Origin of the sequence: Streptomyces sp. NPDC050439 (assembly GCF_040655335.1) — a bacterium.
Lineage (GTDB): Bacteria > Actinomycetota > Actinomycetes > Streptomycetales > Streptomycetaceae > Streptomyces.
In genome coordinates this window covers 85,264-98,795 of record NZ_JBFAJT010000002.1, presented here as the reverse complement: position 1 = coordinate 98,795, position 13,532 = coordinate 85,264, and the positions used below count along the sequence as shown (strand labels likewise).

General features: G+C 70.2%; 14 protein-coding genes and 1 tRNA gene. 11 read left to right on the top strand and 4 right to left on the bottom strand.

Annotation, left to right across the window (positions count from 1 at the left end; genetic code table 11):
• Positions 1 to 6: 6 nt before the first annotated feature.
• The 3 genes from AB0I66_RS07505 to AB0I66_RS07495 all read right to left on the bottom strand — a co-directional run bounded on the left by AB0I66_RS07505 (position 7) and on the right by AB0I66_RS07495 (position 3,771).
• Positions 7 to 1,338, bottom strand: coding sequence for an enolase C-terminal domain-like protein (locus tag AB0I66_RS07505; protein WP_363206815.1), 1,332 nt, complete (start codon positions 1,336 to 1,338; stop codon positions 7 to 9).
• Positions 1,339 to 1,405: 67 nt separating this feature from the next.
• A complete protein-coding gene (locus tag AB0I66_RS07500) occupies positions 1,406 to 2,743 on the bottom strand; it encodes a gluconate:H+ symporter (protein ID WP_363206814.1) in 1,338 nt (445 codons plus the stop codon).
• A gap of 68 nt (positions 2,744 to 2,811) precedes the next feature.
• Positions 2,812 to 3,771, bottom strand: a complete 960-nt coding sequence (locus AB0I66_RS07495; protein WP_363207832.1) for a 5-dehydro-4-deoxyglucarate dehydratase — start codon at positions 3,769 to 3,771, stop codon at positions 2,812 to 2,814.
• Positions 3,772 to 3,974: 203 nt separating this feature from the next.
• Here AB0I66_RS07495 and AB0I66_RS07490 point away from each other — a divergent pair, with 203 nt between their 5' ends.
• The 8 genes from AB0I66_RS07490 to AB0I66_RS07455 all read left to right on the top strand — a co-directional run bounded on the left by AB0I66_RS07490 (position 3,975) and on the right by AB0I66_RS07455 (position 10,397).
• Positions 3,975 to 4,736 (top strand): IclR family transcriptional regulator, encoded by a 762-nt coding sequence (locus tag AB0I66_RS07490; protein ID WP_363207831.1) that lies wholly within the window; start codon positions 3,975 to 3,977, stop codon positions 4,734 to 4,736.
• Positions 4,737 to 4,813: 77 nt separating this feature from the next.
• Entirely contained in the window at positions 4,814 to 5,107 is a 294-nt protein-coding gene (locus AB0I66_RS07485) for a metalloregulator ArsR/SmtB family transcription factor (protein ID WP_363206813.1), read from the top strand.
• Positions 5,104 to 5,490: a VOC family protein gene (locus AB0I66_RS07480; protein ID WP_363206812.1), complete on the top strand. Its 387-nt coding sequence runs from the start codon at positions 5,104 to 5,106 to the stop codon at positions 5,488 to 5,490. Before AB0I66_RS07485 ends, AB0I66_RS07480 begins: the two co-directional genes overlap by 4 nt.
• 32 nt (positions 5,491 to 5,522) lie before the next feature.
• Positions 5,523 to 6,092, top strand: coding sequence for a DUF664 domain-containing protein (locus tag AB0I66_RS07475; RefSeq protein WP_363206811.1), 570 nt, complete (start codon positions 5,523 to 5,525; stop codon positions 6,090 to 6,092).
• A 277-nt stretch (positions 6,093 to 6,369) separates the two neighbouring features.
• The gene (locus AB0I66_RS07470) at positions 6,370 to 7,641 is read left to right on the top strand and encodes a fused response regulator/phosphatase (RefSeq protein ID WP_363206810.1); all 1,272 of its coding nucleotides are present in this window, start codon (positions 6,370 to 6,372) and stop codon (positions 7,639 to 7,641) included.
• A gap of 70 nt (positions 7,642 to 7,711) precedes the next feature.
• Complete coding sequence (locus AB0I66_RS07465; RefSeq protein WP_363207830.1) at positions 7,712 to 9,301, top strand: CHASE3 domain-containing protein; 1,590 nt, start codon at positions 7,712 to 7,714, stop codon at positions 9,299 to 9,301.
• On the top strand, positions 9,298 to 9,744 hold the full coding sequence (locus tag AB0I66_RS07460) for a response regulator (protein ID WP_363206809.1): 447 nt from the start codon (positions 9,298 to 9,300) through the stop codon (positions 9,742 to 9,744). The genes AB0I66_RS07465 and AB0I66_RS07460 overlap by 4 nt, the downstream gene beginning before the upstream one ends.
• 11 nt (positions 9,745 to 9,755) lie before the next feature.
• Positions 9,756 to 10,397 carry a class I SAM-dependent methyltransferase gene (locus tag AB0I66_RS07455; RefSeq protein WP_363206808.1) on the top strand — a complete coding sequence of 214 codons (642 nt, stop codon included), beginning with the start codon at positions 9,756 to 9,758 and terminating at the stop codon, positions 10,395 to 10,397.
• Between the two features lie 17 nt (positions 10,398 to 10,414).
• Here the strand turns inward: AB0I66_RS07455 and AB0I66_RS07450 are convergent, their stop codons facing one another.
• Complete coding sequence (locus AB0I66_RS07450; RefSeq protein ID WP_363206807.1) at positions 10,415 to 11,032, bottom strand: GNAT family N-acetyltransferase; 618 nt, start codon at positions 11,030 to 11,032, stop codon at positions 10,415 to 10,417.
• A 115-nt stretch (positions 11,033 to 11,147) separates the two neighbouring features.
• On the opposite strand from AB0I66_RS07450, the gene AB0I66_RS07445 reads away from it, so the two are divergent.
• The 3 genes from AB0I66_RS07445 (at position 11,148) to AB0I66_RS07435 (ending at position 13,526) form a co-directional block, all read left to right on the top strand.
• Positions 11,148 to 11,267 (top strand) — tRNA-OTHER (locus AB0I66_RS07445).
• Positions 11,268 to 11,318: 51 nt separating this feature from the next.
• Positions 11,319 to 11,801 (top strand): hypothetical protein, encoded by a 483-nt coding sequence (locus AB0I66_RS07440; RefSeq protein WP_363206806.1) that lies wholly within the window; start codon positions 11,319 to 11,321, stop codon positions 11,799 to 11,801.
• 3 nt (positions 11,802 to 11,804) lie between these two features.
• A complete protein-coding gene (locus tag AB0I66_RS07435) occupies positions 11,805 to 13,526 on the top strand; it encodes an ABC-F family ATP-binding cassette domain-containing protein (protein WP_363206805.1) in 1,722 nt (573 codons plus the stop codon).
• Positions 13,527 to 13,532: the final 6 nt, after the last annotated feature.

Sequence of the window (13,532 nt, the reverse complement as noted above, 5' to 3'; positions counted from 1 at the left end):
TCGACGTCAACGCACCAGGCAGGGGCGCTTGTTGTCGAACTGCCAGTCGGGGATGAGGTAGCGCATGCCGGTGGCGTCGTCGCGTGCGCCCAGGGCCTTCTCCTTGTAGAGGTCGTGGGCCGCCAGGAGCCGGTCCATGTCGAGCTCGACGCCGAGGCCGGGGGCTTGGGGTACGGCGATCTCTCCGTCGACGATGCGGGGCGGGGCGGTGGTGAGGCGTTCCAGGCCCTCCTGCCAGATCCAGTGGGTGTCCAGGGCGTTGTAGTCGCCGGGGGCCGCGGCCCCGCAGTGGGTGACCATGGCCAGGGAGATGTCGAAGTGGTTGTTGGAGTGGCACCCCCAGGTGAGACCCATCGCGTTGCACAGCTGCGCCACGCGCACGGAGCCCTGCATGGTCCAGAAGTGCGGGTCGGCCAGGGGTATGGACACCGACTGCAGGGCCAGGGCGTGGGTCAGCTGGCGCCAGTCGGTGGCGACCATGTTGGTGGCGGTCGGCAGTCCGGTGGCCCGGCGGAACTCGGCCAGGACCTCGCGGCCCGAGTAGCCGCCCTCGGCGCCGCAGGGGTCCTCGGCGTAGGCGAGGGTGTCGGTCAGCGGAGCGCACAGCTCGATCGCCTCGCGCAGGGACCAGGCGCCGTTGGGGTCGAGGGTGATGCGGGCCTGGGGAAAGCGGTCCTTCAGGGCGCGCACGGCAGCGACCTCCTCGGCGCCTGCCAGGACGCCGCCCTTGAGCTTGAAGTCGCGGAAGCCATAGCGGTCGTAGGCGGCTTCGGCCTGCCGGACGATCGCCTCGGGGGTCAGGGCCTCCTCGTGCCGGACGCGGTGCCAGTCGACGGAGGCGTCGGGCTCGCGGACGTAGTCGAGGTCGGTGCGGTCGGGGTCGCCGACGTAGAAGAGGTAGCCGAGGACGCGCACGGAGTCGCGCTGCTGTCCGTCGCCGAGCAGCGCGGCCACGGGCACTTCAAGGTGTTGGCCCAGGAGGTCGAGCAGCGCGGACTCGACGGCGGTGACGGCGTGGACGGCGGTGCGCAGGTCGAAGGTCTGGGCGCCCCGGCCGCCGAAGTCGCGGTCGGCGAAGCGGTCGCCGATCTCGCGCAGGACGCGCTTGTAGTCACCCACGCGGGCGCCGACGACGAGGGACTCGGCGTCGCGCAGGGTCTGGGTGATCTTCTCGCCGCCCGGTACCTCGCCCAGGCCGGTGCGGCCGTCGGAGTCCTTGAGGACCACGATGTTGCGGGTGAAGTAGGGGCCGTGGGCGCCGGAGAGGTTGAGCTCCATGCAGTCCCGGCCGGCGACCGGATAGACGCTGAACGCGGTGACGGTCGGCTGCCTGTTCATGATCGGCGATTCCTCAGGTGTGAGAGCGGGTGTGAGAGCGGGTGTGGGATGTAAGGGGGCGCGAGGGTCAGAGGCTCAGGACGTCAAGCGCCCACTCCATCGCGAGGACGCCGCCGAGGCCGAGGATCGCGAGCACCGTCGTATAGGTGGTGCGGACCTTGATCGCCTCGATGACCGAGAGGTTGAAGTACTCCTTGAACAGCCAGAATCCGGGGTCGTTGACATGGGAGAAGGCGATCGATCCGCAGGAGACGGCGAGCACGAGCATCTCGGGGTGGACGCCGCTGCCCGCGAGGAGCGGCAGTACGACACCGGACGCGGTGACGACGGCGACCGTGGCGGAGCCGAGGGCGATGCGCAGGATCACCGCGATCAGCCACGCGAGGATGAGCGGTGAGATGGCCCAGCCGTCGGTGGTGTCCTTGATGTGGTCGGAGATGCCGCCTTCGACGAGAACGTTCTTGAAGGCGCCGCCCGCGCCGATCACCAGCAGGATCATGGCCATGGCCTTGGCCGCGGACGTACAGGAAGCGCTGACGTCGGAAAGGCTGCGGCCGATGCGCGGCCCGAACGCCCAGATCGCCAGGAGGAGGGTCAGGAGCAGGGCGATCGGTGCCGAGCCGATGAAGGTGACGAAGTGCAGGAACGGGCTCTCGGCGGAGGTGGCCATCTCGGTGACCGAGGCGCCCGCTATCAGTACGACGGGGAAGAGGGCCACGGCCAGGGACCAGCCCATGCCGGGCATTTCCTCGTCGGTGAACTCGTGCTCGCTGACCAGGCCCGTGGGGATGGTGGGGTTCATCGCCTTGACGAACGGAAGCCGGGGCCACGTCAGCGCGATGAGCGCCCCCGCGGGTATCGCGATGAACAGGCCGTAGACCAGGGTCAGTCCCACGGAGGCGTGGAACGTGGCGGCCACGGCGGTGGGGCCGGGGTGCGGCGGCAGGAAGCTGTGCATCGTGGAGAGCGTGATCGACATCGGAAGCCCGATCCACAGCAGCTTCGCGCCGGTGACGCGTACGAGGGTGAACGCGATGGGCACGATGATGATGAAGGCGACCTCGTAGAACATGGTGACGCCGATGAGCATGGACGTGACCACCATGGCCACCTGGACCCAGCGCGGTCCGAACGCGTCCAGCATCTTGTTGGCGATGCGCTGGGCGGCACCGGAGTCCCCCATGACGCGGCCGACCATGGCGCCGAGCCCGATGACCAGCATCGTGTCGCCGATCTGGCCGCCGATGCCCTCCGAGAGGACGTCGGGGATCGTGGCCACCGGTATCCCCTGCACCAGCGCGACGCCGACGGCCACGAAGAGGAGGGCGGCGAAGCCGTTCAGTTTCAGGCGGGTCATGAGGAACAACAGGATCAAGACGCTGACCCCGACTACGACGAGCGGCATTTCAGTTCCCCTTTGAACTGTGGGTCAAGTCGGTGTGGGGGGTGGGGAAGTCAGGAAGGGCGGGGCGCTCAGGCCCTGTTGCGAGGGGCCGAGACCAGGTCGAGGCCGGCGTGGAGAACCTTCTCCAGGTCGGCGATGTCGGCCGGGCCGAGGTCGGTGAGGGGGGCGCGCACCGGGCCGACCGGCAGGCCGCGCAGCCGGGCGGCGGCCTTGACCAGGGCGACGGCGTATCCCGGCGCCCGGTCGCGCAGTTCGACGAGCGGGACGTAGAACTCCCGCAGCAGCCGGTCCACCGCCGTGTCGTCCCGCCGGCGCAGCGCGGCGAAGAACGCGTCGGCGATCTCGGGGGCGAAGGCGTGCACGGCGGAGGAGTAGGCGGGTACGCCGACGGTGGCGTAGGCGCGGGCCTGGATCTCCGCGGTGGCGGCGCCGTTGAAGAAGAGGAAGTCGTCGGGGGCGGCGAGGGTCAGACGCTGCAGCCGGTCGAGGTCGCTGTGCCCGTCCTTGAGGCCGATGACGGTGGGGATGTCGGCGATCTCGCGCAGGGCGTCGGCGGTGAAGGTGACCTGGCCACGCTGGTAGGCGATGAGGGGCAGCCGGGTGCCGGCGGAGATGCGGCGCAGCTGTTCCACCAGGCCGGCCTGCGGGGCCTCGACCAGGTAATGGGGCATCACCAGGAGGGCGTCCGCGCCCTCTTCTTCGGCGATCCGGGCGAACCGCAGCGACTGGGCCCACCCGTATCCGGTGCCGGCCACCACCGGCAGGCGTCCGTCGGCGACCTCGACGGTGACCCTGATGACCGTGCGGTACTCCTCCTCGTCGAGGGAGAAGAACTCGCCGGTCCCGCAGGCGGGGAACACCGCACCGGGCTCCGTCGCCAACTGGGCCGTCAGATAGGTCCGGTAGGCCTCCGCGTCGAGGCTGCCGTCACTTCCCATGCTCGTGAGCGGGAAGGACAGCACGCCGCGTGCCATGCCTTCCCGCAGTCGGCGGGCGATGTCCTGGGGCGTCGTACTGAGCTGGTCCATGCTGAGCTCGCTCACGAATCTCATCTCTATATGCAGATGGCGTCCACGTATGAGAATGGAGGCTAGAGTCATGAACGATCGGGGTCAATGGCCGGACACCGCGGATCTACGATGGGCGCATGTCGCAGAGCGAGACGGCCCCCGCAGTGGCCCCCGGGACGGGCTCTGGGGTGGACTCCGGGACGGGTGCGGGCGTTCGCGGGGTGAAGTCGGCGCTGCGCACCGTGGCGCTCCTTGAGTTGCTCGCCGAGCGCGCCGACCGGCCCGCCCGCCTGGACGAACTCGCCGAGGAGCTGGGTGTGCCGCGCAGCAGCATGTACCAACTGCTGCGGACCCTGATCGACTGCGGCTGGGTGCGCACGGACACCACCGGATCCCTTTACGGCATCGGCATCCGCACCCTGCTCACGGGCACGAGTTACCTGGACGGCGACGCGCGGGTGTCCGCCATCCGCCCGTATCTGGACGAGGCGTCGGACGCCTTGGGGGAGACGATCCATTTGGCGCGGCTCGACGGCCCGCACGTGGTGTACCTCGCCACCCGTGAGTCGCACGAGTATCTGCGCACCATCAGCCGCGTCGGCCGCCGTGTTCCCGCGCACGCCGGAGCCCTGGGAAAGGCGCTGCTCGCGGAACGCCTGGACGGCGAACTTCCGCTCCCCGACGGCCTGTTGGAGTCCTGCACCCCGAGCACGCACACCGACCGCGCCGCGCTGATCGCCGACCTCGGCCGGGTGCGCGAGCGCGGCTACGCCATCGACCGCGAGGAAACGGTGACCGGCATCGCGGGCTTCGGCTTCGCCCTGCGGTATGACGTCCCGGCCGTCGACGCCATCAGCTGTTCGGTGCCCGTGGCCCGGCTCACCGACGAACACCAGAGCCGCGTCGTGGCCGTCATGCGAGAGATCCAGACGAAGATCGAAAGACTGCTGTCACCCGTTTCGGGCGCTCCCGACTGGCGCTGATCGCCTGCCGCCGTCCGGTGGGCGGCGGCAGAGCTCCGACTTGATAGGCAAGCGAAGACTTGCCTATGGTGGTGGTCATGTCGGACGATGTGTTCAAGGCGCTGGCCGACCCCACCCGTCGGTACATCCTCGACGGGCTGGTGGAACGGGACGGTCAGACCCTGTTCGAGATATGCGCGAGGCTGACGAACAAACACGGTCTCGGGCTGTCCCGACAGGCGATCAGCCAGCATCTGGCCGTGCTGGAAGCCGCCGGCCTGGTCCGTTCGCGACGCGAGGGCCGCTACAAGTTCCACGACCTGAACACCGAACCGCTTGAGCACATCGTGACCCGATGGCTCAGGCCCCAAGCACCGGAGCGCACCCCATGAGGATCCACCTGACCAGCGTTTTCGTCGATGACCAGGAGAAGGCCGCGCGCTTCTACACCGACGTGCTCGGCTTCGTGAAGAAGCATGACGTCCCCGTCGGCGAGGACCGCTGGCTGACCGTGGTCTCGCCGGAGGACCCGGACGGCACCGAACTGCTCCTCGAGCCCTCCGGCCATCCCGCGGTGCAGCCGTACAAGACGGCCCTGGTCGCGGACGGCATCCCGGTGACCTCCTTCGCCGTGGAGGACGTGAACGCCGAGTTCGGCCGGCTGCGCGGGCTCGGCGTTACCTTCACCCAGGAGCCGCTGGAGATGGGCCCCATCACCACCGCGGTGTTCGACGACACCTGCGGCAACCTCATCCAGATCCAGCAGGGCGGGTAACTCGGTGGCGTGCCGGGCCCGCACGGACGACCATGTCCCGCATGAGCGACCAACCCGAACGCTGGACCCAGGCCACCACCTACCCCGACATGTGGGCGGACCCGGAGGACGACCCCCGCAACAGCGACGGAGTCAGCCCGGACGGTGAGCTGGCGACCCTGCAGGACTTCCTGACGAGTTACCGCATGACCTTGAAGATGAAGTGCGAGGGCCTGGACCCGGAGCAACTGGCCCGGCGCTCGGTCCCGCCCTCGACGCTCTCGCTGCTCGGCCTGCTGCGGCACCTCGCCGAGGTGGAACGGGACTGGCGCAACTGGATCAGGGAGGGCGACCCCCTGCCGAAGCTGTACGGGAAGCGCGACGCGGATTTCCACGGCGCTGTCGGCGAGCAGGCCGTGGTCGATGCCGCGTACGCCGACCTGGCGCGCGAGCAGGCGGCACTGGACGAAGAACTGGCCGAACATCCCGACCTGGGCGAGCGCCTGGGGAAGGACGGCTTCGCGGTTCGCGAGCTGATGGTGCACAGGATCGAGGAGTACGCCCGTCACTGCGGGCAGGCCGACCTGTTGCGCGAGTGCATCGACGGCAGGGTGGGTCAGTGATGGATTTGCCCCTCTTGTAACTTTTCGCCCCATACGCCCGCTTACATCCGTTCTTGGCCCGGTCTCGCCTGCATGTGCCGCTCGGTGACAGCTGCTCGTCCTTGACGGTCGGCTACCGAGCTGTGTGCGCATTGTGCGAAGATCCGGAGACTGTTTGACAGCCGTTGCGGCATAGTCACAGTGGAAGTGCCAACGGCAACAGCCGCATGGCCAGGCGAACTTACCGGGTGGGAAGGGCGGGAGAATTGCGGTGGCGTCACAGCCATGGACTTCCGGCGTGCGTGCGGCCGGTGCAAGTGACTCTGCGGCGGCCCGTCAGTTGTCGCCGCCCTTGGTGCTGCTGGTCGAGGACGATCCCGGCGACGCACTCCTGGTCGAGGAGCTCGTCGCCGACAGCGCCCTGAAGATGCGGCTGCAGTGGGTGCGTTCCATGGCCGAGGCGCGCGAGTCACTGGCCGTGGAGGTCCCGGACTGCGTGCTGCTCGACCTGCATCTGCCGGACGCCCAGGGCCTCGAAGCCGTCTCCATGATCCGCTCCCGCGCGGAACAGGTCGCGATCGTCGTGCTCACGGGCCTCGCCGAGGAGGAGACCGGCTCCGCCGCCGTGGCCGCCGGAGCCCAGGACTACCTCGTCAAGGGCCGCGTCGAACCGGAGCTGTTCGGCCGGGCCGTGCGCTACGCGATCCAGCGCAAGCAGACCGAGCAGGCGGCCGTCGCCCTGCAGGCCAGCCAGATGCAGGCGCAGGAGAACGCCCGCCTGGAGCGCGGACTGCTGCCCAGGCCGCTCCTGAACAGCGCGGGCGTGGACGTCGTGGCCCGCTACCGCCCCGGCCGCGCCCAGGCTCTGCTGGGCGGCGACTTCTACGACATCGTCCAGGGCGCGGACGGCACCGTGCACACCCTCATAGGGGACGTCTCCGGCCATGGGCCCGACGAGGCCGCCCTCGGCGTGGCCCTGCGCATCGCCTGGCGCACCCTGGTGCTCAGCGGCGTCACCGGCGCCGAGCAGGTGGGCCGACTCGAGGAGATCATGCTGGCCGAGCGGGTGAAGCCGTACGTCTTCGCCACGCTGACGAGCCTCTCCGTGCCGGTCGGGGCGGCGCACGTGCACGTGACGCGCGCGGGTCACCCCGGGATGCTGCTGCGCAGCGCGGAGGGCGGGGTCGAGTGGGTGGAGACGCCCGGCGGTCCTGCCCTGGGCGTCGCACCCGGTCTCTCGCACTGGCCGGTCGAGCGAGTGGCCCTGCCCGCGGGATCGGCCCTGGTGCTGTTCACCGACGGCATTTTCGAGGGGCACATAGGAAACGGGCGCGAGCGGCTGGGCGAAGAAGGACTGCTGGGCCTGGCGCGTGAGCTGGGCGATTTGGCACCCGAGGCATTCGTCGACACGCTGATCCAGCGCGCCGAAGACCTCGCCGAGGAGCAGGGCGGCCTGGCCGACGACGTGGCCGTGGTGCACCTGCACTGGCACGGGGACAAGGAAGGCCCGACGAGATCAGTCGTCGAGGGCCGGTACAAGAGCAGCATCGGAGAACAGCGCCGTGGTTGAGACGACGAGCAGGACAAGGTTCGGCCGGCGGCTGACCGTACAGGGCTGGTTCCAGCTGGTGCTGGCCCTGATGGTGCTCCTGGTGGTGGTCGGCACCGTGATCGGCGCCCGCCTGCTGGGGCAGACCGCGGACGTGACCGACGAGCTGGTCGACCGCCTGCAGCCGGCCCGCACGCAGACCTACCGCCTGCAGGCCGCCCTGGTGAACCAGGAGACCGGCGTCCGGGGCTACGCCATCACCGCCGACCGGCAGTTCCTGCAGCCCTACACCCAGGGCAAGCGGGACGAGGCCCGCGCCGCCGCCGAACTCCGCAAGCTCCTCGCGGACCAGCCCCGACTCCTGGCGGACCTCAAGACGGTCCAGCGGGAGGCGGCGGACTGGCGGCGCGCCTACGCCCAACCTCTGGTGGACAACGTCACACCTGGCCGGCCACGCGCCGTCGCCGAGACGGACACCAAGCGCGGCAAGGAGGTCTTCGACCATATCCGCACCGCGTGGGCCACGCAGAACGCCGACCTGGCCGAGGCCGTCGACGACGGCAAGGACGAGCTGGACAGCTCGCGCACGGTGCGCACCGTGATCCTGGGCGCCATGGTCGTGGTCTTCGTGCTGGCCGGGATCATCCTGGCGTTCCTGGTGCGCGCGCTGGTGGCCCGGCCCCTGGACGCGCTGCGTGTCTCGTCCCGCCAGGTGGCGCGCGGCGACTTCGACCACGTCATCACGATCGACGGGCCTGCGGACCTCAGGGCGGTGGCCGCGGACGTCGAGGGCATGCGGCAGCAGATAGTGGAGGAACTGGGAGCCTCGCGCAGCCGGCGCGACGCGCTGACCCAGCAGGCGGCCGAACTGGACGCCCAGGCGGTGGAATTGCGCCGCTCCAACGCCGAACTGGAGCAGTTCGCCTACGTCGCCTCCCACGACCTGCAGGAGCCCCTGCGCAAGGTCGCCTCGTTCTGCCAGCTCCTCGAGAAGCGGTACGGGGACACGCTCGACGACCGCGGCAAGCAGTACATCGACTTCGCGGTCGACGGCGCCAAGCGCATGCAGGTCCTCATCAACGACCTGCTCACCTTCTCCCGCGTCGGGCGTCTCAACGACGCCAGTGTGCCCGTCGACCTCGGCCAGGTCCTCGGCAAGGCGCTGGCCAATCTGGAGACCTCCGTCCGTGACACCGGCGCGGTCGTCGAACGTCCCGACGATCTTCCCGAGATCGTCGGCGACCCGACGCTCCTGACGATGCTCTGGCAGAATCTCGTCGGCAACGCCGTCAAGTTCCACCACCCCGACCGCACCCCGCGCATCCGGATCACGTGCGAGGAGGACGAGGGCTCCGGCAACTGGAACTTCAGCGTCACCGACAACGGAATCGGCATCCCCGAGGAGTTCGCGGAGAAGGTCTTCGTGATCTTCCAGCGCCTGCACGGCCGGGACGCCTACGGAGGCACCGGCATCGGCCTGGCGCTGTGCAAGAAGATCGTCGAGCATCACGGCGGACACATCTGGATCGACAGCGGCCAGGCCGAGGGAACCCGCCTGTGCTTCACTCTGCCGTCCGACGCCGGGACCGACACCGACGCCGCCGATGACTCGGCCGAGAACACCGCCGAGAACGCCACCGAGAACACCGCACCCCGCAACGAGGAAAAGGCCCTGACATGAACACCCCTGATGCCGCGCCGATCGACGTGCTCCTCGTGGAGGACGACCCGGGCGACGAGCTGATGACGCGCGAGGCGTTCGAGGACAACAAGATCCGCAACAACCTGCACGTGGTCCGGGACGGCGAGGCGGCGCTCGACTTCCTCTACCGGCGCGGTGAGCACACGGCGGCGCCGCGTCCCGATCTGATCCTGCTCGACCTGAACCTGCCCAAGTACGACGGGCGCCAGGTCCTGGAGAAGATCAAGTCGGACCCGGACCTGCAGGACATCCCGGTGGTGGTGCTCACCACGTCGGCAGCGGAGGAGGACATCCTGCGCAGCTACAAACTGCACGCGAACGCCTACGTCACCAAGCCGGTCGACCTGGACCAGTTCATCGCCGCGGTACGGCAGATCGATGACTTCTTCGTCCAGGTGGTACGCCTGCCACGTCGCCAGTAGATTCCTCGTTCATGACTGAGAGCTCCCCCTCCTATCTCGCCACGACGGCGGACGCCTACGGGGCCATCGCCCCCCTCTACGACGAACTGGCCCGCGGCGCGCTCGACGCCTTCCCGCTGGATCGCGCGGTGCTCGCGGCGTTCGCCGAACTCGCGTCCGCCGGCGCCGGGCCGGTCGCCGAACTGGGCTGCGGCCCCGGGCGGACGACGGCCCACCTGAGGGACCTGGGCCTTGACGTCTTCGGCATCGACCTGTCGCCGGTGATGGTCGACCTCGCGCGCGAGAACCATCCGGACCTGAGGTTCGAGGTCGGCTCCATGGACGCCCTGGACCTGGCCGACGGCAAGCTGAGCGGCATCGTGTCCTGGTACTCGGTCATCCACACCCCGCCCAAGGACCTGCCTCCGTACTTCGCCGAGTTCCGGCGGGTCCTCGCCCCCGGCGGCCACCTCTTGCTCGGGTTCTTCGAGGCGGACGGCGGGCCGGTCACGGCGTTCGACCACAAGGTCACGACCGGCTACCGCTGGCCGGTGGACGGCCTCGCGGAACTGGCCCGCGAGGCCGGATTCGTGGAGATCGGACGGATGCTGCGCGAGCCGGGCGAGAACGAACGCTTCCGCCGCGGCCACCTCCTGATGCGCGCGGGCGACTAGGGCCCTAGGGCCCTGGCTCAGGCGCCGGCCAGGTGGCGGGGCGCGCGGCGCATGGACCACAAGGTCGGTCCGCCGCCCGGCAGTTGGACCTCGCCGAGCACCGTGAAGCCGAAGTGCTCGTAGACGGGCAGGTTCGAGGGCTTGGACGATTCCAGGTAGGCGGGCAGACCGTCCGCGTCGGCCTTGGCGAGGCCCGAGCGCAGTAGCGCGGCGCCCTGTCCCTGGCCCTGGGCGGCCGGGTCGGCGCCGACCACCGCCAGGTACCAGTGCGGCTCCTGGGGGCCGTGCGCGGCGGCGGCCGCCGCGGCCTCCTGGAACAACGCGGCCCGGTCGCCCAGGATCTCCACGAGCTCCTGGATCGTCTCCGCGTCGGGAACGGCCTTGTCCTGCGCGCCCGGCGGCACCCAGTACGCGGCCGCCGACGCGGTGTGCTCGCAGACGCCGTGGTGGACGTACTGGCGGGTGAAGAGCGTCGAGAAATAGCGGCCGAGCCCCGTCTCGCGCGTGGCGTCGTCGGGGAAGAACCAGCGCATCATCGGGTCGTCGTCGAAGGCGCGGGCCAGGGTCCCGCCGATTCGCGAAGCATCGTCGATGGTGGCCGTCTTGGGCGTAGTCGTCATTGACATACGGGTCATTCTCCACCCGATGATCTTGGACTGCCGAGCCGGGTCCGACGCGAAAATCAACTCGCTCCCGCCGCGCCCCGAACCTATCCTCGGCGAAGCGGGACCGCGCGGTCCCGCAGGTTGCGGCGCCGTGGCAGAGCGGCCCAATGCGATCGGCGTGCGGGAAGCCCCCCGCACGCCGACTGAGGGGAGCCGGGCGGGCCTTGCCTCTCCTCCTCCGCGGGTTCGAATCCCGCCGGTGTCGCAGCCGACCCGTGTCAGAGCCGCACGTCCGCCTCCGCTGACTGGAGTTCGCATGAGCACGCCCGTCCCCGCCGCCGTGGTGTTCGTCGGACCGGAGGAGACCGCGGCCGTCGGGCGGGGGCAGATCAGCGTCCTGTGGTCGCTCGGCGAACAGGGCAGGGATCTGGACGCCGCCGTCGTCCGGCTGGCCCCGGGCGCGAGCCTCGGCGACCACATGGAGGAGTACGGGGTCCTGTTCGGTGTCCTGTCCGGTACGGGTGAACTCCGCACGCCTGGCCACTCCTGGCCGCTCGCACCGGGCGCCCTGGCCTGGCTCCCCGCGAGCCACATCCGGTGCGTGGACGCGGGGGAGCAGGGGCTCGTCTACACGACCTCCCATCGCCGGCGCCCGGTGCTCGGTGTGGGTCCGGACGGTGTCTCCGACGCGGGTGAGCCGGTCTGCCTGCTCGGCCGCGTCTGCCCCGGCTGCGGCCGCCTCGCCACCGAGGGTGACGCCCGGTACTGCGCCCGCTGCGGCACGCCGTTGGCGGACTGACCGATGCCGCAAGCGAAGGCAGGCCGGCCGGAACAGCCCGGTGCGCACGACGTCCTGGCCGGTGACCACCGCTCCGCGCACCTCCTCGCCGAGAACGTGCACTGCGTCCTCGGGGACCGCATGGTGCTGCGCGATGTCTCCCTGAAGGTCTCCCGCGGCGAGCGCGTGGGCCTGATCGGCGAGAACGGCCGGGGCAAGTCGACGTTGCTGCGCGCCCTCGCCGGTGACCTGGTGCCGCAGCGCGGCCAGGTCGTCCGTGCGGTCGCGGGCCAAGTGGGATTCCTGCCGCAGCAGCCCGGCTTCCCGGCGGGGGCGACCATCGAGACCGTCGTCGCGCGGGCGACCGCCGAGTTCGCCGAGATGGCCGAACGGATGCGGGCCGCCGAGGAGTTGATGTCGTCCGGCACGGAGGACCTGAGCGAGGTGCTCGGCGACTACGGCCGCCTCCAGGACGAGTTCGCCCGACGCGGCGGCTGGGAACTCGACGCCCGCGTCGGCGAGGTCCTCGATGTCTTCGGCCTCGGCGGCCTGGACCGGCGTCGGCCCACCGAGACACTGTCGGGAGGCGAGCGATCCCGCCTGACGCTCGCCGAACTGGTCCTCGCCGAACCCGCCGGGCTGCTCCTCGACGAGCCGACCAACCACCTCGACGACCGAGCGGTGGACTGGCTCGTCCAGTGGCTGGTCCAGTACCAGGGGCCGTGCCTCATCGCGTCGCACGACCGCCTGTTGCTCGACACCGCCGTCACCGCCATCGTCGACCTGGACGGCTTCCGCGGCTCCACCATCCGCTACGGCGGCGGTTACCGCGACTATCTCGACGAACGGGCTGCGGCCCAGGCGCGCTGGTGGCAGCAGTACCGCGACTGGCGCCAGGAACTGGCCGAGGCGCGCCGCCGCCTCGACAGGGCGGGCCGGACCGGCCGCACCTTCGGCGCGATGCGGGACAGCGACAAGCTGTCGTACAACCTTGCCGGAGGCGGCGCCCAGGCCGCCGCGTCCCGTGCCACCCGCGCGGCCCGGCAGCAACTGGGGCGGCTCCTCGACGAGGAAGTGCGACGCCCGCCCGAGCCGCTGGCCTTCAGGCCACCTTTCCCGGAGACAGGTCAGGCCCCGGATCAGGCCTCGGAGACCAAAGGTGTGCTGTTGCGGGCCGAGGGCCTGGTCGTCGGCGATGTGGTGCGGGGCGTGGACCTGGAGCTCGCTCGCGGTGCGCTGCATGTGATCACCGGAGCCAACGGCGCGGGCAAGACCACCCTCCTGACCGTCCTGGCAGGCCTACGGGAGCCCGACGCCGGGGCGGTGGTCCGTGAACCGGGGCTGCGCGTCGGCTACTTGCCGCAGGAGAGTGACTTCGCCCAGGAGCAGCGCGGCGTGCTGGCCACCTTCGCCGCCCACCGCGCGGCTCATGTCGAGGACGCGGAGAAGGAGTTGACCCGGTTCGGGCTGTTCGCGGCCTCGGATTTCGATGTCCCGGTCAACCGGCTCTCCGTGGGCCAGCTGCGACGCCTCGAACTCGCGCTGCTGTTCTCGCGGCAGCCTCATCTCCTGCTGCTCGACGAGCCGACCAACCACCTCAGCCTGGCGCTGGTCGAGCAACTCCAGCTGGCCGTCGAGGAGTTCACCGGACCGGTCGTGATGGTCACCCATGACCGGGCTTTGCGCGAACGTCATCGGGGCAGCCTGCTGGAGCTGTCCGGGGGGCGGCTGGTCGAGCAGGCCTGACGGGGG

What these genes read in the sequence shown, in the direction of transcription:
- AB0I66_RS07465 (WP_363207830.1), top strand. Translation starts at nt 7,712, where the DNA reads ATGGTGCTCCTGGTGGTGGTCGGCACCGTGATCGGCGCCCGCCTGCTG.
- AB0I66_RS07455 (WP_363206808.1), top strand. Translation starts at nt 9,756, where the DNA reads ATGACTGAGAGCTCCCCCTCCTATCTCGCCACGACGGCGGACGCCTAC.
- AB0I66_RS07480 (WP_363206812.1), top strand. Translation starts at nt 5,104, where the DNA reads ATGAGGATCCACCTGACCAGCGTTTTCGTCGATGACCAGGAGAAGGCC.
- AB0I66_RS07450 (WP_363206807.1), bottom strand. Translation starts at nt 11,032, where the DNA reads ATGACCCGTATGTCAATGACGACTACGCCCAAGACGGCCACCATCGAC.
- AB0I66_RS07440 (WP_363206806.1), top strand. Translation starts at nt 11,319, where the DNA reads ATGAGCACGCCCGTCCCCGCCGCCGTGGTGTTCGTCGGACCGGAGGAG.
- AB0I66_RS07485 (WP_363206813.1), top strand. Translation starts at nt 4,814, where the DNA reads ATGTCGGACGATGTGTTCAAGGCGCTGGCCGACCCCACCCGTCGGTAC.
- AB0I66_RS07495 (WP_363207832.1), bottom strand. Translation starts at nt 3,771, where the DNA reads ATGGACCAGCTCAGTACGACGCCCCAGGACATCGCCCGCCGACTGCGG.
- AB0I66_RS07475 (WP_363206811.1), top strand. Translation starts at nt 5,523, where the DNA reads ATGTCCCGCATGAGCGACCAACCCGAACGCTGGACCCAGGCCACCACC.
- AB0I66_RS07505 (WP_363206815.1), bottom strand. Translation starts at nt 1,338, where the DNA reads ATGAACAGGCAGCCGACCGTCACCGCGTTCAGCGTCTATCCGGTCGCC.
- AB0I66_RS07435 (WP_363206805.1), top strand. Translation starts at nt 11,805, where the DNA reads ATGCCGCAAGCGAAGGCAGGCCGGCCGGAACAGCCCGGTGCGCACGAC.
- AB0I66_RS07500 (WP_363206814.1), bottom strand. Translation starts at nt 2,743, where the DNA reads ATGCCGCTCGTCGTAGTCGGGGTCAGCGTCTTGATCCTGTTGTTCCTC.
- AB0I66_RS07460 (WP_363206809.1), top strand. Translation starts at nt 9,298, where the DNA reads ATGAACACCCCTGATGCCGCGCCGATCGACGTGCTCCTCGTGGAGGAC.